Source organism: Pseudomonas frederiksbergensis, from assembly GCF_035751725.1.
Taxonomy (GTDB): domain Bacteria; phylum Pseudomonadota; class Gammaproteobacteria; order Pseudomonadales; family Pseudomonadaceae; genus Aquipseudomonas; species Aquipseudomonas frederiksbergensis_A.
Genome location: NZ_CP142104.1, coordinates 4,168,061 through 4,189,001, shown reverse-complemented (window position 1 = coordinate 4,189,001; position 20,941 = coordinate 4,168,061). Strand labels below are relative to the sequence as shown.

Below are 20,941 nucleotides of genomic sequence, written 5' to 3'. Positions count from 1 at the left end.
GGCTGCGAAACAGTCGCATGCTTCGGGCAAATCAGGAGGCCCGCTTCGCGGCCCAGCGGGAGCAAGCTCCCTCGCCATGGATATCTCAGACCACCGCCTGGCTATGGGGGAACAACAAATCCACAAAGCGCTCGGCGGTGGGTTGTGGTTCGTGATTGGCCAGCCCGGCGCGTTCGTTGGCTTCGATGAACACGTATTCCGGTTGATCGGCGGCCGGGACGAGCAGGTCCAGGCCGACCATGGGAATGTCCAGGGCCCGTGCCGCACGGACCGCCGCATCGGCCAGGGTTGGGTGAAGGATCGCTGTCACGTCCTCCAGGACGCCACCCGTGTGCAGGTTCGCCGTGCGCCGTACGAACAGGTGCTCGCCCTTGGGCAGTACGCTGTCGTAGTCATAGCCAGCCGCGGTCAGGGTGCGCTCGGTCTCGGCGTCCATCGGGATTTTGCTTTCGCCGCCGGTTGCGGCCTGGCGTCGTCGGCTTTGGGCTTCAATGAGCGCGCCGATGGTGTGCTGCCCATCGCCGATCACTTCGGCCGGGCGACGGATCGCTGCTGCCACCACGTCAAAGCCGATCACGAGGATGCGCAAATCCAGGCCCTCGTGGAAGCTTTCCAGCAATACTCGGCTGTCGAAGCGCCGGGCCGCTTCGATGGCGGCTTGCACTTCTTCGATCGTGCGCAGGTCCACCGCCACGCCTTGGCCTTGTTCGCCGTCCAGCGGTTTCACGACCACCCGTTCATGCTCATCGAGAAACGCCAGATTGTCGTCGGCATTGCCCGCCAGTTGTTGGGCCGGCAAGTTCAAGCCTGCGTTTTTCAGCACTTTGTGGGTCAGGCTCTTGTTCTGGCACAGCGTCATGCTGATTGCGCTGGTCAGGTCGCTCAGCGATTCCCGGCAGCGAATCCGGCGGCTGCCGTGCACCAGGGTGAACAGGCCGGCCTCGGCGTCATCCACCTGCACTTCGATGCCGCGACGGTGCGCTTCCTCGACGATGATCCGTGCATAGGGGTTGAACTGCGCCTCGGGGCCAGGCCCAAGGAACAATGGTTGGTTGATGCCATTCTTGCGCTTGATGGCGAAGGTCGAAAGGTTGCGGAAACCGAGTTTGGCGTAGAGGTTTTTCGCCAGCCGATTGTCGTGCAGCACCGACAGGTCAAGGTAGCTCAAGCCACGGCTCATGAAATGCTCGATGAGATGGCGCACCAGCACTTCCCCGACGCCGGGGCGTGAACACTGCGGGTCGACCGCGAGGCACCAGAGGCTGCTGCCATTTTCCGGATCGTTGAAGGCTTTCTGGTGATTGAGGCCCATGACGCTGCCGATCACCGCGCCGGTGTCGTCGTCCTCCGCCAGCCAGTAGACCGGGCCACCTTGATGGCGCGGGGTCAGTCGCTCCGGGTCGATGGGCAGCATGCCCCGAGCCTGGTAGAGCTGGTTGATGGCCTGCCAGTCGCTGTCGCCCTGGGCGCGGCGAATCCGGAAGCCGCGAAACACCCGCGTGGCTTGCCGATAGTCGCTGAACCACAGGCGCAGGGTGTCCGACGGATCAAGGAACAGATGCGCCGGTTCCAACCCCAGCACCTGTTGCGGCGCGGCGACATACAGGGCGATGTCACGTTCGCCGGGTTGTTCGTTGAGCAGTTCCTGGGCCAGGCTCGCCGGGTCCGGGAAGGTATGGCCGATCAGCAGCCGACCCCAGCCGCAATGCACGGCGATGGGGTCGGCACCCAGTTCGCTGCCGTCTTCGGCCAAGCGTGCCTGCAAGCGTTCATAGGACGGCGGTTGGCCGCGCAGAAGTCGTTGGTTGTGAAGGGTGGAATGGGGTTTCATCAGTCAGATTCCTTGCTCGCTGAGCCACAGGTTCAGCGCCGCCAATTGCCACAGCCGCGAGCCGCGCAACGGCGTCAGTTGGCCGTTGGGGTCGGTCAGCAGGCGGTCAAGCATGGTCGGATTGAACAGCCCGCGATCCTGGCTCGGATCCAGCAGCAGCTCACGGACCCAGGCCAGGGTGTTGCCTTCGAGATGCTTGAGGCCGGGCACCGGGAAATAGCCTTTCTTGCGGTCGATGACCTCGCTCGGGATCACCCGGCGGGCCGCTTCCTTGAGCACGTGCTTGCCGCCATCGGGCAGCTTGAATTTCGCCGGTACCCGGGCGGAAAGCTCCACCAGCCGGTAGTCGAGGAACGGCGTGCGTGCTTCCAGGCCCCAAGCCATGGTCATGTTGTCGACACGCTTGACCGGGTCGTCCACCAGCATCACCGTGCTGTCCAGGCGCAAGGCCTTGTCCACTGCGGCATCGGCGCCCGGCTGGGCGAAATGCGCCTTGACGAAGTCACCGGCCGCATCGTTGGCCGTCATCCACTTGGGTTGCACGGTGGCGGCATATTCCTCGTAGCTGCGGTCGAAGAACGCCGCGCGATAGGCCGCATAAGGATCGCTGGCGCCATCCACTTGCGGGTACCAGTGGTAGCCGGCGAACAGTTCGTCGGCGCCCTGGCCGCTTTGCACCACTTTGCAGTGCTTGGCCACTTCCCGCGAGAGCAGGTAGAAGGCGATGCAGTCGTGGCTGACCATCGGTTCGCTCATGGCACGGAACGCGGCCGGCAGCTGTTCGATGATCTCTTTTTCATCGATGCGCAACTGATGGTGGCGGGTGCCGTAGTGCTTGGCGATCAAGTCCGAATACTGGAATTCGTCACCGCGTTCGCCACCGGCGTCCTGGAAGCCGATGGAGAAGGTGGACAGGTCTTCGACGCCAACCTCACGAAGCAAGCCGACGAGCATGCTCGAATCCACGCCGCCCGATAGCAACACGCCCACATCGACGGCGGCGCGCTGGCGGATGGCGACCGCTTCGCGGGTGCTGTCCAGCACGCGTTCGATCCAGTCTTCCAGATTGAGGTTCTGCTCATCGGGCCGAGGACCGTAGGGCAGCGTCCACCAGGTTTTCTGCTCGGTGCTACCGTCCGCCTCGACGCGCATCCAGGTGGCCGGCGGCAGCTTTTCGATGCCGGCCAGCAAGGTGCGAGGCGCCGGGACGACCGCATGGAAATTGAGGTAGTGATTCAGGGCGACCGGATCGAGCACCGGGTTGATGTCGCCGCCCTTGAGCAGTGCCGGCAATGCCGAGGCAAAGCGCAGGCGCTGGCCGGTGCGTGACAGGTATAGCGGCTTCACGCCGAGACGGTCGCGGGCGATGAACAGCCGCTTGGCATCGCGTTCCCAGATGGCGAAGGCGAACATGCCGTTGAGCTTGGGCAGCAGCGCTTCGCCCCAGGCGTGATAACCCTTGAGCAGCACTTCGGTGTCGCCACCTGAATGAAAGGCGTAGCCCAGGCCTTCGAGTTCGGCCCGCAGTTCCGGGTAGTTGTAGATCGCACCGTTGAACGCCAGGGACAGGCCCAATTGATTGTCGATCATCGGCTGCGCCGAGCCGTCGGACAGGTCCATGATTTTCAAGCGCCGATGGCCGAGGGCTATCGGCCCCTGGCTATGAAAGCCCCATGCGTCGGGGCCGCGAGGGGCCAGGTGATGGGTGATGCGCTCTACGGCCGCAAGGTCCGCAGGTTGTTGATCGAAACGTAACTCTCCAGCTAATCCGCACATAAGTCCTTACCGGTTTTTCCGTTGGGGAGGGGGTCAAGCCATACACGCCGAAAGGGCGGGTACTCAGGAACTGACCGGTGGGATGGCTGTGAGTTTTATATCGATGCGTTATAAGCCGACGGGTGGGGGGGCGTAGAGTTCAGGCCTTGCCTCGAATCACCGCCCGCAGCGTGAACCGGTTCGGATGACACGCCTCGGCTACGCCTCGCGGCAGCGGCAGCGGTTCGTTCTCCAGCCAGGCGGCGATCAATTCGCCGGACAGCGGCGCGGTGATCAGGCCTCGGGAACCGTGGCCGCTGTTGACGTACAGGCCGTCGAGCCAAGGGCAGGGCGTGTCGGGCACTTGGCGGGCGTCCTTGGCCAGCGCCGAATACGCTTCGATGAAGGCAGGGTGATCAGCCAGGGGACCGACGATTGGCAGGTAGTCCGGGCTGGTGCAGCGGAACGCCGCGCGGCCTTCCAGTTGCGCGGGATCCAAGGCTCGGGCGTCCAGCCGATCCACCAGGTCCACGGAAATGTCTTCGAGCATTTGCAGGTTGCCGGCATGCTCGGCGGCGGTAGGGGTCAGGTCATCGCTGTGAAAATCGAAACTGGCCCCCAACGTGTGCTCGCCCATGCGCGGCGGTGCCACGTAGCCTTCGGCGCAGACGACCGTCGCCAGGCGCTGGCTGCGGCTGGTTTGCGGCAGGCGGGTGATCTGTCCTCGAATGCGCTTGAGGGGCAGGTCGGCGGCGGGCTCGAAGCGTTTGATCTCGGCCGCGCTGGCGAGAATGGCCACCAGTGCGCTGGCCAGGCAGCGTTCGCCGTCCCAGGCCTGCCATTGGCCGTCGACGCGGCGCAGTTCCAGCACTTCATGATGTGCCTGCAACGTGATCGCCGGCCTCGAAGCTTGCCAACGGCACAACGCTGGCGGATGCACCCAGCCGCCTTCAGGATAAAACAGGCCGCCGCTGGGCAAACCGATGGCGGATTGCGCCTCGGCTTCGCTGCGATCGAGGATTTTCAGCAGGCCGGCTGGAAACGCCTCGGCCAACCGCGCCTGGCGCTCGGCTTCCTTGGCATCGAAGGCCAGTTGCAAGACGCCGCAAGCGTCCCAGTCAAGGCCCCGTTGCAGGTGTTCGAGCAAGCGCCGCGTGTAGCCGAAACCGCTGAGGATCATCTGTGACAATGCGGTGCCGTGGGCCGACAGTTTGAGGTACAGCACGCCCTGGGGGTTGCCGGACGCTTCTTCGGCCAAGCCGGCGTGACGTTCCAGCAAGGTGACCTGCCAGCCACGGGCCGCGAGGCTGGCCGCGCTGGCACAACCGGCCAGGCCGCCGCCGATCACCAGGGCCCGGCGCTCGCCGACTGGCACGACAGGCCGGGCGTACCAGGGTTTGATCGGTGCCGGTAGCGAGGTCTGCTCCGGCCAACCGAGGAACGCACCGCGAAGAATCTCCCACTTATGGCCGATGCCTGGCGTGCGTTTCATCTTGAAGCCCGCCGCGTTCAGCCGGCGTCGCACCCAGCCGGTGCTGGTGAAGGTGCTCAGGGTGGCCCCCGGCGCGGCCAGTCGGGCGAGCTCGGCGAACAGCTCGGCGCTCCACATCTCAGGGTTTTTCGCTGGGGCAAAACCGTCGAGGAACCAGGCGTCGATCTGCCCGTCGAGCTGGGGCAGTTGCTCCAGGGCGTCGCCAATCAGCAGCGTCAGGGTGACCCGGCCGCTCGCCAGTGTGATGCGCTGGAAACCCTGGTGAATCGCAACGTACTGCCCAAGCAGTTGGTCCGCCTGGGCCTTGAGCTCCGGCCACAAGGCCAGGGCTCGGCGCAGGTCCTCAGGGCTCAGGGGAAACTTTTCGACGCTGACAAAATGCAGCCGCGCGCCAGCCGGCGCGCATTGCTCGAACAACTGCCAGGCGCAAAGAAAATTCAACCCGGTGCCGAACCCGGTTTCGCCGATCACCAGCCGCCCGTTGTCCGCCAGCGCGGCAAAACGCTCGGCCAGGTTGTTCTGCTGCAAGAACACATAGCGGGTTTCTTCCAGTCCCGACTGGTCGGAGAAATACACATCGTTGAACGCCCGGGAGCGGGGGCGGCCCTGGTCGTCCCAGTCGAGTTGGGCATGGTGTTGAATGGGCGTCATGACAGGCTCGGTGAAAATGAAGGCGCCATTCTAGCCGATCGGCAACGCGTTGCTTGATCCAGGGCAAACGTGCCTGCATCCGGAAGGAATCTGCTGCGCAGGCGCGCATCCAATCCGCTAGTCTTGCCCCATTCCTGGAAGGAGCTGCCCATGTTCGAGTCCGCCGAAATCGGTCACGTCGTTGATAAAGAAACCTATGAGGCCGAAGTCCCGGCATTGCGTGAAGCGTTGCTCGAAGCGCAATTCGAGCTGCACCAGCAGGGCCGTTTCCCGGTGATTGTGCTGATCAACGGCATCGAAGGCGCGGGCAAGGGCGAGACGGTGAAGTTGCTCAACGAATGGATGGACCCGCGACTGATCGAAGTCCGCACGTTCGACCAGCAGACCGACGAAGAACTGGCGCGGCCGCCGGCCTGGCGCTATTGGCGGATGTTGCCGGCCAAGGGGCGCATGGGGATTTTCTTCGGTAACTGGTACAGCCAGATGCTGCAGGGGCGAGTCCATGGCCAGTTCAAGGACCCGCGGCTCGACCAGGCGATCAACGGTGCCGAGCGCCTGGAGAAAATGCTCTGCGACGAAGGCGCGCTGATCTTCAAGTTCTGGTTCCACCTGTCCAAGAAACAGATGAAGGCCCGCCTCAAGAGCCTCAAGGACGATCCGCTGCACAGCTGGCGCATCAGTCCGCTGGACTGGCAGCAGTCCCAGACCTACGACAAGTTCGTCAAGTACGGCGAGCGCGTGCTGCGCCGCACCAGTCGCGATTACGCGCCGTGGCATGTGATCGAAGGGGTGGACGTCTGTTACCGCAGCCTTGCGGTCGGGCGGATCCTGCTCGAAGGCCTGCGCCACGCCCTGGATCGGCAGAAGGTCAAGGCGGCCAAGGTCAACGTGGCGCCGTTGCCGGCGCTGGATGACCAGGTGACGTTGATCGGCAGCCTCGACATGACGCTGCGCCTGGACAAGGCTGACTACGAAGAACAACTGATCACCGAGCAGGCCCGCTTCGCCGGCCTGTTGCGCGACAAGCGCATGCGTCGACATGCCTTGGTGGCAGTGTTCGAAGGCAACGATGCGGCGGGCAAGGGTGGGGCGATCCGCCGGGTCGCGGCGGCGCTCGATCCGCGCCAGTACAGCATCGTGCCGATTGCCGCGCCCACCGAGGAAGAACGTGCCCACCCCTACATGTGGCGGTTCTGGCGACACATTCCGGCGCGGGGCAAGTTCACCATGTTCGACCGCTCCTGGTATGGCCGGGTGCTGGTGGAGCGGGTCGAGGGCTTTTGCAGTCGCGCCGACTGGCTGCGGGCCTATGGTGAAATCAACGACTTCGAGGAGCAACTGGCCGACGCCGGCGTGGTGGTCGTGAAGTTCTGGCTGGCGATCGACAAGCAAACCCAATTGGAGCGCTTCCAGGAGCGGGAGGAAATCCCCTTCAAGCGCTTCAAGATCACCGAGGACGACTGGCGCAACCGGGACAAGTGGGACGCCTATCGCTCAGCGGTCTGCGACATGGTCGATCGCACCAGCACGGAAATCTCGCCCTGGACCCTGGTGGAGGCCAATGACAAGCGCTGGGCCCGGGTCAAGGTGTTGCGCACGCTCAATGACGCGCTGGAGGCCGCGTTCGAGCGCTCCGCCAAGCAAACGCGGAAAAAGAACTAGCCCGATGGGCACGCATACGCGGGGTGAATGATTGTCGCGTTCGGTCATGGGGTGGATTTATCCTCGATTCCATTCCCAACCGATAACAACAATGAGGTGCCGCCATGCGTGAAGTGGTGATCGTCGACAGCGTACGGACCGGATTGGCCAAGTCCTTTCGCGGCAAGTTCAACATGACCCGTCCGGACGACATGGCGGCGCATTGCGTCAACGCGTTGCTGGCGCGCAACGACATCGACCCGGCCAGCGTCGAGGATTGCATCGTTGGCGCCGGTTCCAACGAAGGCGCCCAAGGCTTCAACATCGGGCGTAACGTGGCGGTGCTCTCGCAACTGGGCATCGGCACGGCGGGGATGACCCTCAACCGTTTTTGCTCTTCGGGCCTGCAAGCCATTGCGATTGCCGCCAACCAGATCGCCTCGGGTTGCAGCGAGATCATCGTCGCCGGCGGCGTCGAGTCCATCAGCCTGACGATGAAGAGCGTCAACACCGACAACCTGATCAACCCACTCCTCAAGGAGCAAGTGCCCGGCATCTACTTCCCGATGGGGCAGACCGCCGAGATCGTCGCGCGCCGTTATCAGGTCAGTCGCGAGGAACAGGACCGCTACGCCTTGCAGAGCCAGCAGCGCACGGCCCGGGCCCAGGCCGAGGGGCTGTTCGATGACGAAATCGTGCCGATGACGGTCAAGTACCGGGTCGAGGACAAGAACACCGGTGCCGTGCAGATTCTGGACGGCGTAGTCGACCGCGATGATTGCAACCGCCCCGATACCACCTACGAAAGCCTGGCCGGGTTGAAGCCGGTGTTTGCCGAGGACGGTTCGGTGACGGCGGGCAACTCCTCGCAGTTATCCGACGGTGCTTCGATGACGCTGGTGATGAGCCTGGAAAAAGCCCTGGCCCTGGGGCTCAAGCCCAAGGCGTTTTTCCGCGGCTTTACCGTCGCCGGATGCGAGCCGGATGAGATGGGCATCGGCCCGGTGTTCTCGGTGCCCCGGTTGCTCAAGGCCAAGGGTTTGCAAATCGGCGACATCGACCTGTGGGAGCTCAACGAGGCGTTTGCCTCCCAGTGCCTCTACAGTCGCAACCGGCTGGAAATCGACAACGAGAAATACAATGTGAACGGCGGCTCGATTTCCATCGGCCACCCGTTCGGCATGACCGGCTCGCGGCAAGTGGGGCATCTGGTGCGTGAACTGCAACGGCGCAACCTGCGCTATGGCATCGTGACCATGTGCGTGGGCGGCGGGATGGGGGCAACAGGGTTGTTCGAGGCGGTGCGATAGGCGCCGCCCCTGGGCTTGTGCTCCCGCTCGGCTGCGAGGCAGTCGCCGCTTTCTACTGGGGATGAACCGTAAGGGGGCCGCCATGCGGCCCAGCGGGAGCAAGCTCCCTCGCCACGGGGGCTGCGAATGGTTCAGCCACCTTGGGCAACTGCTGCATCCGCTGGATGTACGCCGCAATCTCCTGCTCCGCCGCCTCGCGAGAGACGAATGGGCCTTCCTGGGTGCCTTCGCGCGTATTGAAATAAAACTCGCCATTTACCCGACAGATCCGGTCACTGCGGAAAATCGTCTTGGGGGCGTCTGTATCGTGGGCGCGCGTTCCTGGCATTTCGGGTCTCCATAGGGGGCAGCATGGTCGTTTCAACTGAGCATATGTGGTGTCGGTGATTTGCGCCTGTCCAACCGATCGACGGCTGCGACCCATACAATTGCGTCAACGCCGAATGCCCAACTGTGCCTGTATGCGCCGATCGATCCGGGCCTAGAATGGGCGTTCATGTCTTGGCTTCGAGGGTTGCATGCACATTTCGTCCGGTCGCTGGGTCTATGGCCTGTTCCTCGCCTTGCTGACCGCCCTGTTGTGGGGAATCCTGCCGATCAAGCTCAAGCAAGTGCTGCAAGTAATGGATCCGGTGACGGTGACCTGGTTTCGACTGACAGTGTCCGGCGGTCTGCTCTTCGTCTATCTGGCGGCCACCAGGCGCTTGCCCAGCCGCAAGGTGCTCGGCCCGCGTGGCGGCTGGTTGGTGGCGATGGCGGTGTTGGGGCTGGTGGGCAACTACGTCCTGTACCTGATGGGCCTGAACCGCTTGAGTCCCGGCACCGCGCAACTGGTGGTGCAGATGGGACCGATCATGCTACTGGTGGCCAGTCTGTTTGTATTCAAGGAGCGCTTCAGCGTGGGGCAGGGCATTGGCCTGCTGGTGCTGCTGATCGGTTTTGCGCTGTTTTTCAACCAGCGTCTCACCGAGCTGCTGACTTCCCTGAGCGACTACACCGCCGGGGTCTTGCTGGTGCTGATGGCCTCGACCGTCTGGACGTTCTACGCCCTGGGCCAGAAGCAATTGCTGACGGTGTGGAATTCGTTGCAGGTGATGATGGTGATCTACCTGTTCTGCGCACTGTTGCTGACGCCTTGGGTTCATCCGCTGGAGGCGCTGCAACTGACACCATTACAAGGCTGGCTGTTGCTCGCTTGTTGCCTCAATACCCTGATCGCCTATGGCGCGTTTGCCGAAGCGCTGGCGCATTGGGAAGCCTCGCGCGTCAGCGCAACCCTGGCGATCACGCCACTGGTGACGTTCGCCGCCGTGGCGATGGCCGCCTGGTGGTGGCCTGAGTACGTCCATGCCGAGCAGATCAACCTGCTGGGGTATGGCGGGGCTGTGCTGGTGGTACTGGGATCGGCCCTGGTGGCGTTGGGGCCGTCGCTCATCGCCGGGCTCCGGGCCCGGCGCGAGCGTTTGGCTGTCAGTCGCTAGACCGCATCATCATTCTTCGCGAGCCCGCCCGGTCCCGCAGGATCTTTCGGTGGATGCGACAGTGCGATCAACACTGATCCACCGTGGGAGCGGGCTGGCTCGCGAAGGCGGCAGGCCTGTCCCGGATGTAACTCAGCCCTGCCCACCCGCCTCCAGCATATTTTCCGGCCGGACCCAGGCCTCGAACTCGTCGTCGGTCAAGTACCCCAACTGCAACGCGGCCTCCCGCAAGGTCAGCCCTTCGTTGTAGGCCTTCTTGGCGATTTCCGCCGATTTGTCGTAGCCGATGTGCGGGTTCAGCGCCGTTACCAGCATCAAGCCGCGTTCCAGATGCGCCGCCATCTGCTCGGCATCCGGTTCGAGGCCGGCGATGCAGTGCTGCTGGAAGTTGCTGCAACCATCGGCCAGCAAGCGGATCGACTGGAGCAAGTTGTGAATGATCACTGGCTTGAACACGTTCAACTGCAAATGACCCTGGCTGGCGGCAAAACCGATGGCCACATCGTTGCCCAGCACTTGGCAGGCCAGCATGGACAAGGCTTCGCACTGGGTCGGGTTGACCTTGCCCGGCATGATGGAGCTGCCCGGTTCGTTGGCCGGCAGTTTCACTTCGGCAAAACCGGCGCGAGGGCCGGAGCCCAGCAAGCGCAGGTCGTTGGCGATTTTCATCAGGGTCACGGCCAGGGTTTTCAATGCGCCGGACAGCGTGGTCAGCGGCTCATGACCGGCCAGGGCGGCGAATTTGTTCGGCGCGGTGACGAAGGGCAAGCCGGACAGCGCCGCCAACTCAGCGGCAATCGCTTCGCCAAACCCATGGGGCGAATTGAGCCCGGTGCCCACCGCCGTGCCGCCCTGGGCCAGTTCGCAGACGGCCGGCATCGCGGCGCGGATCGCCCGTTCGGCGTAGTCGAGTTGGGCAATGAAGGCGGACAGTTCCTGGCCGAACGTGATCGGCGTGGCGTCCATCATGTGGGTGCGGCCGGTCTTGACCAGTTTCATGTGGCGCGCCGCCAGTTCCGCGAGACCGCCGGACAATTCGCTGATGGCCGGTAGCAGTTGCTGGTAGACGGCCTGGGCGGCCGCGATGTGCATCGCGGTGGGGAAGCAGTCGTTGGAGCTCTGGGAGCGATTGACGTGGTCGTTGGGGTGCACCGGGCTCTTGCCGCCGCGAGGATTGCCTGCCAGTTCATTGGCGCGCCCGGCGATCACCTCGTTGACGTTCATGTTGCTCTGGGTCCCGCTGCCTGTCTGCCAGACCACGAGGGGAAACTGGTCGTCATGCTGGCCGGCCAGCACCTCGTCGGCGGCCTGTTCGATCAGGCGGGCGATGTCGGCGGGCAGGTCGCCGTTGCGGTCGTTGACCCGCGCGGCGGCTTTCTTGACCAGCGCCAAGGCGTGCAGCACCGACAGCGGCATGCGTTCGTTGCCAATGGCAAAGTTGATCATGGAACGCTGTGTCTGGGCGCCCCAGTAGGCTTCATCCGGGACTTCAACCTGGCCAAGGCTGTCGGTTTCAATACGGCTCATCGGGTCAAACTCCTGTAGGTCTGAATGCGCAGTTTAGGCCCTGGCGGGCGTTGGCGGTTCCCTCAATCACGCGTCAATCTAGGAGCGTGCGGTTCGGTCCGTCAATCGGACCCGCCAAGGGTCGGGGTTGAGCCCCGGCGTTTTTTAGGCGCAGAATGGTCGCCCTTGGGGTTTTACCTCGCCTGTTAGAAAAGGAAACTCGATGACCCGTCTTCGTGCCATCTGTACCGCGGTTGCTCTGGTGTGTGCCAGCGGCCCTGTCTTCGCTGATACCGCCAGCCACAACGCCAGTGCCGAAGCGTTCCTGACCCTGGCGCATGCCGACAAGCTGGGTACCCCGGTCTACATGCAAGTACAGCAGATGTTTGCCCAGCGCTTCGAGCAGACCAAGGCTCCCGAGTCGAAAAAGGCAACCCTGGAAACCTACCAGGCCAAGGCCAATGCCGCCCTGGACCAAGCCATCGGCTGGAACAAGCTCAAGCCGGACATGGTCAAGCTCTACACCAGCAACTTCAGCGAATCGGAGCTCAAGGACCTGGTGTCCTTCTATCAGTCTCCTTTGGGCAAGAAAGTCCTGGAAAAAATGCCGCAGCTGACCCAGCAATCGGCGCAACTGACCCAGGCCAAGCTGGAAAGCGCCGTGCCGGTGGTCAACAAGCTGCTGGCGGACATGACCGCCGAGCTCGAGCCAAAAGCCGCCGCCCCGGCCAAGAAAAAGCCATAAGCGGAGCCTGGCATGAGCATGCAGCAACGCATTGAATCGACCCTCGGGCTTTTGCAGCCCGAGTACCTGCAAGTGCTGGACGAAAGCCACATGCACAGCCGTGGGTTGCAGACCCATTTCAAGGCGGTGGTGGTCAGCCGGCAGTTCGAGGGGCTCAATCGGGTCAAGCGACACCAGAAGGTCTACGGCACGCTGGGCGAGTTGATGGGCGAATTCCATGCACTGGCGCTGCACACCTACACGCCGGAAGAATGGGCCCAGATCGACGCGGCCCCGGCTTCGCCGACCTGTGCCGGTGGCAGCAAGCACTAGGAATCGTGGCAACAGAGCCTTCGTGGCGCGGGAGCAAGCTCCCTCGCCACGAGGTACTTCGCTCCTTAAGCCACGACATTTTTGTTAGAATCCGCAACGCGCCGCTTACCCGGCGCGTTTTTTTCGCATCCGGTTCACCCTTTACGAGGGTAGCCACCTGGAGAAATACCCATGACACCACCCATTGTCGTGGCGGCACTGTACAAGTTCGTCACCCTGGAAGATTACGTCGAGCTGCGCGAGCCCCTGCTCAAGGCCATGCTCGACAACGGCATCAAAGGCACGCTGCTGATCGCCGAAGAAGGCATCAACGGCACGGTTTCCGGCACCCGCGAGGGGATCGATGGGTTGATGGCCTGGCTCAAGAACGATCCGCGCATGGACGATATCGACCACAAGGAATCGTACTGCGACGAGCAGCCGTTCTACCGCACCAAGGTCAAGCTCAAGAAAGAAATCGTCACCCTCGGCGTGGACGGCGTGGACCCGAACAAGCAGGTTGGCACCTATGTCGAGCCGCAAGACTGGAACGCCCTGATCAGCGATCCCGAAGTGTTGCTGATCGACACGCGCAACGATTACGAAGTGGCAATTGGCACCTTCGAAGGCGCCATTGACCCCAAGACCACCAGCTTCCGTGAATTCCCCGAGTACATCAAAGCCCACTTCGACCCAGCCCGGCACAAGAAAGTCGCGATGTTCTGCACCGGTGGCATTCGTTGTGAAAAAGCTTCGAGCTATATGCTCGGCCAGGGGTTCGACGAGGTCTATCACCTCAAGGGTGGCATCCTGAAGTACCTCGAAGAGGTACCCCAGGAAGAAACCAAATGGCGCGGCGACTGTTTTGTATTCGATAACCGCGTGACCGTGCGCCACGACCTCAGCGAAGGCGATTACGATCAATGCCACGCGTGCCGTACGCCGGTGAGCGTGGAAGATCGCGCCTCCGAGCACTACGTGCCCGGCATCAGCTGCCCGCATTGCTGGGACAAGCTGAGCGAGAAGACCCGTCGCAGCGCCATCGACCGGCAAAAGCAGATCGAATTGGCCAAGGCTCGCAACCTGCCTCACCCGATCGGCTACAACTACAAGCAATCATCTTCCGAGGCTTGAGCCATGGCGTCGCGCCTGTTGTATGTGATGGACCCGATGTGTTCCTGGTGCTGGGGCTTCGCACCAGTGGCCGAGGCTTTGGCCGAGCAGGCGCAGGCCGCTGGTGTGGAACTGCACCTGGTGGTGGGCGGCTTGCGCACCGGCAGCGGCTCGGCCCTGGAACCGACGACTCGGCGCTATATTCTCGAACACTGGCAGGCGGTCACCCAGGCCACCGGCCAGCCGTTCAAGCTCGAGGGCGCGCTACCCGATGGTTTCGTCTATGACACCGAGCCCGCTTGCCGGGCATTGGTGACCGCTCGCGGTCTGGCGCCGGATTTGGCCTGGAAACTGGTGAAGCTGATCCAGCAGGCTTTCTATGTAGAAGGTCGCGACGTGACCCGCGCCAGCGTTCTTGTGGAGTTGGCCGAACAGGCCGGGTTGCCACGTATCGAGTTCGCCGCAGCATTCGATCGTGCCGACCAGCACGCGGCCACCGCTGCGGATTTCACCTGGGTGCAAGACCTTGGCATCGCGGGTTTCCCAACGCTGCTGGCCGAACGTGACGGGCAATTGGCCCTGCTGACCAATGGCTACCAGCCCCTGGACCAGTTGTCGCCACTGCTGGGGCGCTGGCTGGAGCGGGCCACCTGTGCCTGATGACCTGCCCAGTGTCAGCGCGTCGGCCCCATCCCATATCGATCGGTTGAGCTGGGCAGAAATTCGTCGACTGGCCCTCAAGCATAAAAAAGCCCTCTGGATTGCCAACGGTGTAGCCGTGCTGGCTACTTTGTGCAGCGTGCCCATCCCGCTGCTCCTGCCATTGCTGGTGGATGAAGTGCTCCTGGGCCACGGTGACGCGGCACTGAAGATCATGAACCACGCGCTGCCGACGGGTTGGCAAAGCGCTGCCGGCTACATCGGGTTGATGCTGTTGGTGACGCTGGGGCTGCGTTGCTGCGCGTTGTTGTTCAACGTCCTGCAGGCCAGATTGTTCGCCAGCCTCGCCAAGGACATCGTCTACCGCATCCGTATCCGGTTGATCGAACGCCTCAAGCGTATTTCCCTGGGGGAGTACGAAAGCCTGGGCAGCGGCACCGTGACCACGCACCTGGTCACCGACCTGGACACCCTCGACAAGTTCGTCGGCGAAACCCTCAGCCGGTTCCTGGTGGCCATGCTGACGCTAGTGGGCACTGCCGGCATCCTGATGTGGATGCACTGGAAACTGGCATTGCTGATCCTCTTGTTCAACCCCTTGGTGATCTACGCCACGGTGCAATTGGGCAAGCGGGTCAAGCACCTCAAGAAACTGGAGAACGACAGTACCTCGCGTTTCACCCAGGCCCTGACCGAAACCCTGGATGCCATCCAGGAAGTGCGGGCCAGTAACCGCCAGGGCTTTTTCATCGGACGGTTGGGGATACGCGCGCGGGAAGTGCGTGACTACGCGGTGAATTCGCAATGGAAAACCGACGCCTCGAACCGTGCCAGTGGCTTGCTGTTCCAGTTCGGCATCGATATTTTTCGCGCCGCGGCCATGCTCACGGTGTTGTTCTCCGGCCTGTCTGTCGGCCAGATGCTCGCGGTGTTCAGCTACTTGTGGTTCATGATCGGGCCGGTCGAGCAATTGCTGAACCTGCAATACGCGTTTTACGCAGCGTCAGGCGCCTTGAATCGCATCAACGAACTGTTGGCCCGCGCTGATGAGCCTCAATACGACGGCGCCGTCAATCCGTTCAAGGGCCGCGATACGGTGGGCATCGACATCCAGGGGCTCAGTTTCGGCTATGGCGAGGAGCGGGTCCTCGATCAGATGAACTTGTCCATCTCGCCGGGGGAGAAGGTCGCTATCGTGGGTGCCAGCGGCGGCGGCAAGAGCACCTTGGTCCAGTTGTTGTTGGGGCTCTACACCCCCCAGTCCGGCAGCATTCGGTTTGGGGGCGCCACACAGCAGGAAATCGGCCTGGACACCATTCGCGAGAACGTCGCCGTGGTGCTCCAGCATCCGGCGCTGTTCAACGATACGGTGCGAGCCAACTTGACCATGGGCCGCGAACGCAGTGACGAGGCCTGTTGGCGGGCCCTGGAAATCGCCCAACTGCACAGCACGATCCGGGAGTTGCCCAACGGTCTGGACAGCGTCGTCGGGCGTTCCGGTGTGCGTTTATCGGGTGGGCAGCGTCAGCGTCTGGCGATCGCCAGGATGGTGTTGGCCGAACCCAAGGTGGTGATCCTCGATGAAGCCACCTCGGCCCTGGATGCGGCCACCGAATACAATTTGCACCTGGCCTTGGCTCGTTTTCTCGATAACCGCACCACGTTGATCATCGCCCATCGGCTTTCAGCTGTGAAACAGGCTGATCGGGTGTTGGTATTCGACGGCGGGCAAATTGCCGAGGATGGCGATCACCAACAACTTATTGCCGATGGTGGTTTGTACGCCAGGCTCTATGGCCACCTACAGCAACATTGACGAATCCGAGCCAAGGATGGGTTCAGGTGGTTTTAAACGTTTACGTTCACCCCAAGTAACGTTCAGCGCATCGGCTCCACGCGAATGACCAAACTCCTTCATGACAATGGCGCAGGAATCGCATGGGGGCAGCGTCGTGGCAATGGTGATCGACCGAATATCTCCATCATTCGGATATTTCTGACTGATGTAGCTGATCAACTTGCTCTCGCTGTCGCCAGAAGTAATCAGGCTCGTTGCGTTCGGGCCGCTCGCGGTGGCGTGCGGTATCGCTAGCAGCGATTTACCTTCATTGCCCAAAAGAAGAGAGGTGGCATCGGTGCCGTCTTTAAGCGCGTCCAGGTTGTAGTAGGTGACGCCACGAATGTCCACTTGATTCCCGCCGCGGAACACGGGGAGATGCCGGGTGTAATCGTAGATGCCGGAAACGCTGATATAGATTTCAACTTTTCCTGAGGCGAGTGTGACCTCGGTAAATGCGATATTTTTATAAGATGCCGAGCGGATTTTTTTAAGCGCTTGCATGGCGTTCTCTATGGAGAGCCTTTCTGTCCCGAAAAGAGCACCGAAGATGGATGCCGTTTTGTTCTGGATTTCTTGGGGAGCAAAATGGGTGGGCTTCCATAGAGCCGCTCCGTCAGGCAACTCACAGACGAGCAGTCTGGTTCTTCGGTCGAACATCACTGCTTCGGCAGGTGATGTGTCGACTTTAGTCCAGCTCATATTCGCCGGTGGGTCAGCGGGGGTGCCGATAGGTATCGAAATTTTTTTGAGATTTTCAAGCGCCTGGTTAACCTTGTCTTCTCCATGGAATCGTACAGTGTTGTTGGCGTTGATAGACCCCTCATAGATTCGCTTCAGTTCCTCTCCATACCCTTGCGCCAGTTCACTGGGCTCCAGTTTTCGCAGTCTCAACGTTTTGCTGTCATTCGCGGCAAGATTTTTTAATGCGTAGTAATTGTCATTTAGTTGAGTGAAGACGTAGTTGAATTCCTCATAGCGATCGGGAACTATGATCGCCCCGATTCGATGGACGTCGTTGATGTTCTCTGCGGAGCCGTTGACCCTGATGCCCGCATAGATACCCGTCTGGAATTCTATCGTCACGTCTACGATTGGCTTAGGTATGGGCACCTTGGTAGTCAGGCCGATCCATTCTGGTTTGCCTTTATAAGTTAGCTGTTTGTCATTTTTGATTTCATATATCTTTCCCTGGTAGGTGTATATCTTTCTCCCTCTGATGCTTACGGGTTCGACTAAAACATCGCTGAACCAGTGCGCCCAGCTTTTTTCTTTCTTGAGCGTCCCAAGGGGAGGGCGTTCGGCAGTTTCCCCCTTCATAGAGTGAAGGTTGCAAGTTGGATCTAGCGGCATGGCAATTTCCTGAAATTTTTAGTGGCATCCAAGGTGTCCAGCTTGCGCAGGGCGCCGTCCTCCAATCGATAAGGAACATCATCCAGATAAAAGGTGCGGCTGCCGTCGACCTCCAAGACCTCCCTCACGCGGGTATTGTCAGGGACCATGAAAAAGCTATCGGTATCGGTTCTGCCCAAGAGATCGTATCGGGACGGCCCAAATGACAACCCGGAGCGTTCAGCTGTCAACGCGGGTCCGTAAGGTTTGGTGGACATGGGGTCGACCAGGCGAAAATCAGGTTTACCTTGGTTGGCGATATTGCGCACCGGGACATCTTCGATGCCATAGATTGTGGCCAGTTGGTCTTCCCTCGATAAGGGGCGCCATCGGCCTGGGTCGGTGCTTTGAGGCAAGCCTTGCAGAAGGTCGTATTGGCCTGCCCTGCCGCTTAATGACTTGAGGTTGAGATAACCTTTTTTGCCGAGTCTGAACAGACTCAGGCCAGCGGACTTCAACAGCGAGGGAATACCTTCAATTGGGTTCAAGGTTGAGTTTAGGAAGAGGGCTGCATCTTGTAAAAACAAAGGGAGTTTCTGGGTGAACGTAAGGCCGTCTGCCTTTCTGGCGATTTTCAGGGAGCCGGACGCGAATTTCCCAAGGGGAAGTATGAAGGCAGTGAGATCGGTGAATAACCCGAACGCACCTGCGACCAGTCGATCTCGATCACCTGAGTTCAAGTCTTCAATGCTGCTCCAGAAGGGGACGAAGCTTTTGAAAATATTATCGACTCTGTCCGATTCAGCTGCCCTGCGATCAAACTCGGTTTCCCCATAACAGGCGCGGCGTAACCCTGCTTCGTCAATATACAGAAGCTTGTCGGATATCTGATTGGCAATCGTTTGGATGGGCTGTGACTGCAAGCTTCGTGGAAAGAGCTGGTCGACGTCATTGCTTGGTGATCCATGCAGAGTGTCGCCAATTTGATCCAGAATGGCGTCGCATTGCACATTCGGCCGTGGGACTGTTCCTTTGGCATGGGCATTCCAGTCAAAGGGGAGGTGCTTGTTACGAAGAACGGTGACCTTCACACCTGATCCGGATCGGGCCCTGAACGTTTCGGTCTTTTTTTCTCCACCGAAATGCTCCGGTTTGATATCCGTTCGACGGTGAATGAATCCAGCCCGCGGCAGAACTTCGTAATGGCTTACTACATCCTTCCATGTTGTTTGTAGGATAAAGCCGCCACGGGCTCGAAAAGGCAGGGTGTTTTTCTCGGTTTCGTTCGCGGCTTCTATGCCGTTGGTGGGTTGTCTCAGGCTGTATAGCTGGGTAGTGCCGTATTCCAATGCTTGCCGATCGGCCAGCGGAAGCGATGCGAGTAGCTGGATGATTAATGTCCGATACGCGCTGCTGATGCCTTTGATGTGAGCGTTGAAGTCGTTGTTGAACGTATTTTCAATGTTCGGCAGTTTCTTTCCTTTGTGTCGAGCAAGTCTGGGTCCTATGTAGTTAGTGGCTAATATGCCGTCCTTGGAAAGTGCGAACCAAACCGAAAGGGCGAATGGGTCGGTGACGTACCATTTTGTTTTATGCAACCAGCCGGATGCATAAACATCCACAAGCGAAAAAGCGTTATCTGCCGGAGCCGCCTCCCATTTAGTCGAGGTCAGAAAAGCATTGGATTCTTTTTTAAGTTTCCATGCTCCCGTCAAAAAAAGGCTGTGTCCGAACAGTTTTTTCAGTTCATCCGTCGCGCGCGTCAGTCTGTCGGGCGGCGCCTTGCTGAGATCTGCGGCAGCGCTATTGAACTGGCCGATTGTCTGATCGAGTGTTTGCAACGCCTTTTCGATGTCCTGTAGCGAATAGTCGGCGTCGGTACGTTCAGTAACCAAGCCATTGGTGACTGCCCATGCCAAAGCGGGTTTCAATCTTGTGAACGAGACAAGTTTGAAGTCTTCGGCGTTACCTTCACCGATGTACACGCCAGGCAGGTCCACCAATCGTTGAAAACTCGATCGCTGCAACAGTGTTGGGTCAATAGCGTTGGCAAGCTGGACGCCATGGACAAAGTTGACCCACACCGTTGAGCTACGGTAGGGCAGTTCCGAGGGAATGTCGGGGATCTGGAAGTCCAGGGGAAACGATGGGCGATACAAGCAGGCCAGCAGGATGGATTCATTCACCGAGCTAGCGCGTTTCGAGGCAAGTAGGTGTGACTCGAACGCCAGCCATATCGCTTCGTAGCTCTTGCCCCAGTTGGAGGGCGCCTGCCAGTGATAACCAGCAATAGCGCCTCCCTGCTCATCTCTCCCAGCCGACAACCAAAGAGTGATGGCTTTGACCAACAATGCGATTCGTGCGCTTGGGGCACTGTCTTCCCCCTGATTACCGCCGTACCATTTCAAGGCTCGTAACAGAGCCTCCGTCAACGCGTCAGCCTCTTCCGACAGCAGGATTTTTTCGAGATAGAACGTTGGTTTTGCTCGCAGGTCTTGGATCGTCAGTCTGGCGATGTCAACCGGACTGAGATAGGTCAGTAACGATGTGCGAAGTTGCGGCAGGCGTTCACGCATCGTTTCCATAATCAAATCGTCGACGGACCTGTTCCCAGCGTCGGCGCCGTGACCCAGTTCGTCGAGGCGGATTGCGTCTCCCTGGCCCAAGGAGTGACGAGCGCGCTTTTCTTCGAGCGTCTGGATCGCGGCTTCGCATTGTTTTCCATCCAGTGGATCGGGGAGCGCGATTCCGTAAAACCAGGCCATTCTCGCGAACGTAACCTCTCCATTCTGGCGAATCTGTCCCCCAAGTTTTCGAGCGGCTTTTTCAATATTGGAAAGCCAGCCGTTCCATACAGGATTTTTGCCAAGTGGAATTGGAGTGCTTACTTCACTGTCCCTTGCGCGTGTTTCATAAATATTTTTTCCGTCTTTCAATGTGACGGTCAGACCGTACGGTGAGGCTCCCACTGTTTTGCACAATGCCCGGTAGCCCGCATTTTGGGCCAATGCCTGCAGCGAGCGCTGTCCGGTCTCGTCCTCCAAGTACATGGGGGAACAACGCTTTGGTTTAATCAATGTATCGGCAAGCTTCTCGGGGGGGGCGTTTCGGATCAGCGAGAGCAACGCATCGTAGTCGCCCAGTAACCCGTTATGTTTTTCGGCAGGAGACGGGGCTGGGCTCAGTGATGGGGCCGTGGGCGGGTCGGTGGTGAGTAGTGATGACATATCCAGGATTCTCGGTGGTTAATACGGGCCCCGGCAGGCGTGATAGTTCGCACTGTCAGGGGGGAGTAT

The 20,941-nt window shown here is 60.5% G+C and carries 14 protein-coding genes and 1 pseudogene; 8 read left to right on the top strand and 7 right to left on the bottom strand.

Annotation, left to right across the window (positions count from 1 at the left end):
• Positions 1–85: 85 nt before the first annotated feature.
• The 3 genes from ngg to mnmC all read right to left on the bottom strand — a co-directional run bounded on the left by ngg (position 86) and on the right by mnmC (position 5,729).
• A complete protein-coding gene (gene ngg / locus VQ575_RS18555; protein ID WP_045155404.1) occupies positions 86–1,831 on the bottom strand; it encodes an N-acetylglutaminylglutamine synthetase in 1,746 nt (581 codons plus the stop codon).
• A gap of 3 nt (positions 1,832–1,834) precedes the next feature.
• The gene (locus VQ575_RS18550) at positions 1,835–3,607 is read right to left on the bottom strand and encodes an N-acetylglutaminylglutamine amidotransferase (protein ID WP_325918195.1); all 1,773 of its coding nucleotides are present in this window, start codon (positions 3,605–3,607) and stop codon (positions 1,835–1,837) included.
• A 139-nt stretch (positions 3,608–3,746) separates the two neighbouring features.
• Positions 3,747–5,729 (bottom strand): bifunctional tRNA (5-methylaminomethyl-2-thiouridine)(34)-methyltransferase MnmD/FAD-dependent 5-carboxymethylaminomethyl-2-thiouridine(34) oxidoreductase MnmC, encoded by a 1,983-nt coding sequence (gene mnmC / locus VQ575_RS18545; RefSeq protein WP_325918192.1) that lies wholly within the window; start codon positions 5,727–5,729, stop codon positions 3,747–3,749.
• 150 nt (positions 5,730–5,879) lie between these two features.
• On the opposite strand from mnmC, the gene pap reads away from it, so the two are divergent.
• Together pap and VQ575_RS18535 are read left to right on the top strand one after the other, a co-directional pair.
• A complete protein-coding gene (gene pap / locus VQ575_RS18540) occupies positions 5,880–7,391 on the top strand; it encodes a polyphosphate:AMP phosphotransferase (protein WP_325918190.1) in 1,512 nt (503 codons plus the stop codon).
• A gap of 104 nt (positions 7,392–7,495) precedes the next feature.
• On the top strand, positions 7,496–8,680 hold the full coding sequence (locus VQ575_RS18535; RefSeq protein WP_039588830.1) for a thiolase family protein: 1,185 nt from the start codon (positions 7,496–7,498) through the stop codon (positions 8,678–8,680).
• A 133-nt stretch (positions 8,681–8,813) separates the two neighbouring features.
• Here VQ575_RS18535 and VQ575_RS18530 read toward each other — a convergent pair.
• A pseudogene (locus VQ575_RS18530) lies at positions 8,814–9,008 on the bottom strand (DUF6316 family protein); the annotation flags it as partial.
• A 190-nt stretch (positions 9,009–9,198) separates the two neighbouring features.
• On the opposite strand from VQ575_RS18530, the gene VQ575_RS18525 reads away from it, so the two are divergent.
• Entirely contained in the window at positions 9,199–10,161 is a 963-nt protein-coding gene (locus VQ575_RS18525; protein WP_039588831.1) for a DMT family transporter, read from the top strand.
• 132 nt (positions 10,162–10,293) lie between these two features.
• Here VQ575_RS18525 and VQ575_RS18520 read toward each other — a convergent pair whose 3' ends face one another.
• Positions 10,294–11,688 (bottom strand): class II fumarate hydratase, encoded by a 1,395-nt coding sequence (locus VQ575_RS18520; RefSeq protein WP_039588833.1) that lies wholly within the window; start codon positions 11,686–11,688, stop codon positions 10,294–10,296.
• 202 nt (positions 11,689–11,890) lie between these two features.
• Here VQ575_RS18520 and VQ575_RS18515 point away from each other — a divergent pair, with 202 nt between their 5' ends.
• The 5 genes from VQ575_RS18515 to VQ575_RS18495 all read left to right on the top strand — a co-directional run bounded on the left by VQ575_RS18515 (position 11,891) and on the right by VQ575_RS18495 (position 16,292).
• On the top strand, positions 11,891–12,412 hold the full coding sequence (locus VQ575_RS18515) for a DUF2059 domain-containing protein (protein ID WP_039588834.1): 522 nt from the start codon (positions 11,891–11,893) through the stop codon (positions 12,410–12,412).
• A 12-nt stretch (positions 12,413–12,424) separates the two neighbouring features.
• Positions 12,425–12,724, top strand: coding sequence for a BolA family protein (locus VQ575_RS18510; RefSeq protein ID WP_039588835.1), 300 nt, complete (start codon positions 12,425–12,427; stop codon positions 12,722–12,724).
• Between the two features lie 171 nt (positions 12,725–12,895).
• Positions 12,896–13,837, top strand: a complete 942-nt coding sequence (gene trhO / locus VQ575_RS18505; RefSeq protein ID WP_039588836.1) for an oxygen-dependent tRNA uridine(34) hydroxylase TrhO — start codon at positions 12,896–12,898, stop codon at positions 13,835–13,837.
• Between the two features lie 36 nt (positions 13,838–13,873).
• Complete coding sequence (locus VQ575_RS18500; RefSeq protein ID WP_196304759.1) at positions 13,874–14,476, top strand: DsbA family protein; 603 nt, start codon at positions 13,874–13,876, stop codon at positions 14,474–14,476.
• Positions 14,406–16,292 carry an ABC transporter ATP-binding protein gene (locus tag VQ575_RS18495; protein ID WP_325918189.1) on the top strand — a complete coding sequence of 629 codons (1,887 nt, stop codon included), beginning with the start codon at positions 14,406–14,408 and terminating at the stop codon, positions 16,290–16,292. The genes VQ575_RS18500 and VQ575_RS18495 overlap by 71 nt, the downstream gene beginning before the upstream one ends.
• Here the strand turns inward: VQ575_RS18495 and VQ575_RS18490 are convergent.
• Complete coding sequence (locus VQ575_RS18490) at positions 16,278–17,666, bottom strand: deaminase domain-containing protein (RefSeq protein WP_325918188.1); 1,389 nt, start codon at positions 17,664–17,666, stop codon at positions 16,278–16,280. The two genes, VQ575_RS18495 and VQ575_RS18490, sit on opposite strands and share 15 nt — an antisense overlap.
• On the bottom strand, positions 17,657–20,872 hold the full coding sequence (locus tag VQ575_RS18485; protein ID WP_325918187.1) for a hypothetical protein: 3,216 nt from the start codon (positions 20,870–20,872) through the stop codon (positions 17,657–17,659). The genes VQ575_RS18490 and VQ575_RS18485 overlap by 10 nt, the downstream gene beginning before the upstream one ends.
• Positions 20,873–20,941 lie beyond the last annotated feature (69 nt).

Coding starts and splice junctions, on each gene's coding strand:
- VQ575_RS18515 (WP_039588834.1), top strand. CDS start 11,891: ATGACCCGTCTTCGTGCCATCTGTACCGCGGTTGCTCTGGTGTGTGCC.
- VQ575_RS18510 (WP_039588835.1), top strand. CDS start 12,425: ATGAGCATGCAGCAACGCATTGAATCGACCCTCGGGCTTTTGCAGCCC.
- VQ575_RS18485 (WP_325918187.1), bottom strand. CDS start 20,872: ATGTCATCACTACTCACCACCGACCCGCCCACGGCCCCATCACTGAGC.
- VQ575_RS18550 (WP_325918195.1), bottom strand. CDS start 3,607: ATGTGCGGATTAGCTGGAGAGTTACGTTTCGATCAACAACCTGCGGAC.
- VQ575_RS18535 (WP_039588830.1), top strand. CDS start 7,496: ATGCGTGAAGTGGTGATCGTCGACAGCGTACGGACCGGATTGGCCAAG.
- VQ575_RS18520 (WP_039588833.1), bottom strand. CDS start 11,688: ATGAGCCGTATTGAAACCGACAGCCTTGGCCAGGTTGAAGTCCCGGAT.
- ngg (WP_045155404.1), bottom strand. CDS start 1,831: ATGAAACCCCATTCCACCCTTCACAACCAACGACTTCTGCGCGGCCAA.
- VQ575_RS18525 (WP_039588831.1), top strand. CDS start 9,199: ATGCACATTTCGTCCGGTCGCTGGGTCTATGGCCTGTTCCTCGCCTTG.
- mnmC (WP_325918192.1), bottom strand. CDS start 5,729: ATGACGCCCATTCAACACCATGCCCAACTCGACTGGGACGACCAGGGC.
- VQ575_RS18490 (WP_325918188.1), bottom strand. CDS start 17,666: ATGCCGCTAGATCCAACTTGCAACCTTCACTCTATGAAGGGGGAAACT.
- trhO (WP_039588836.1), top strand. CDS start 12,896: ATGACACCACCCATTGTCGTGGCGGCACTGTACAAGTTCGTCACCCTG.
- pap (WP_325918190.1), top strand. CDS start 5,880: ATGTTCGAGTCCGCCGAAATCGGTCACGTCGTTGATAAAGAAACCTAT.
- VQ575_RS18495 (WP_325918189.1), top strand. CDS start 14,406: ATGGCTACCAGCCCCTGGACCAGTTGTCGCCACTGCTGGGGCGCTGGC.
- VQ575_RS18500 (WP_196304759.1), top strand. CDS start 13,874: ATGTGTTCCTGGTGCTGGGGCTTCGCACCAGTGGCCGAGGCTTTGGCC.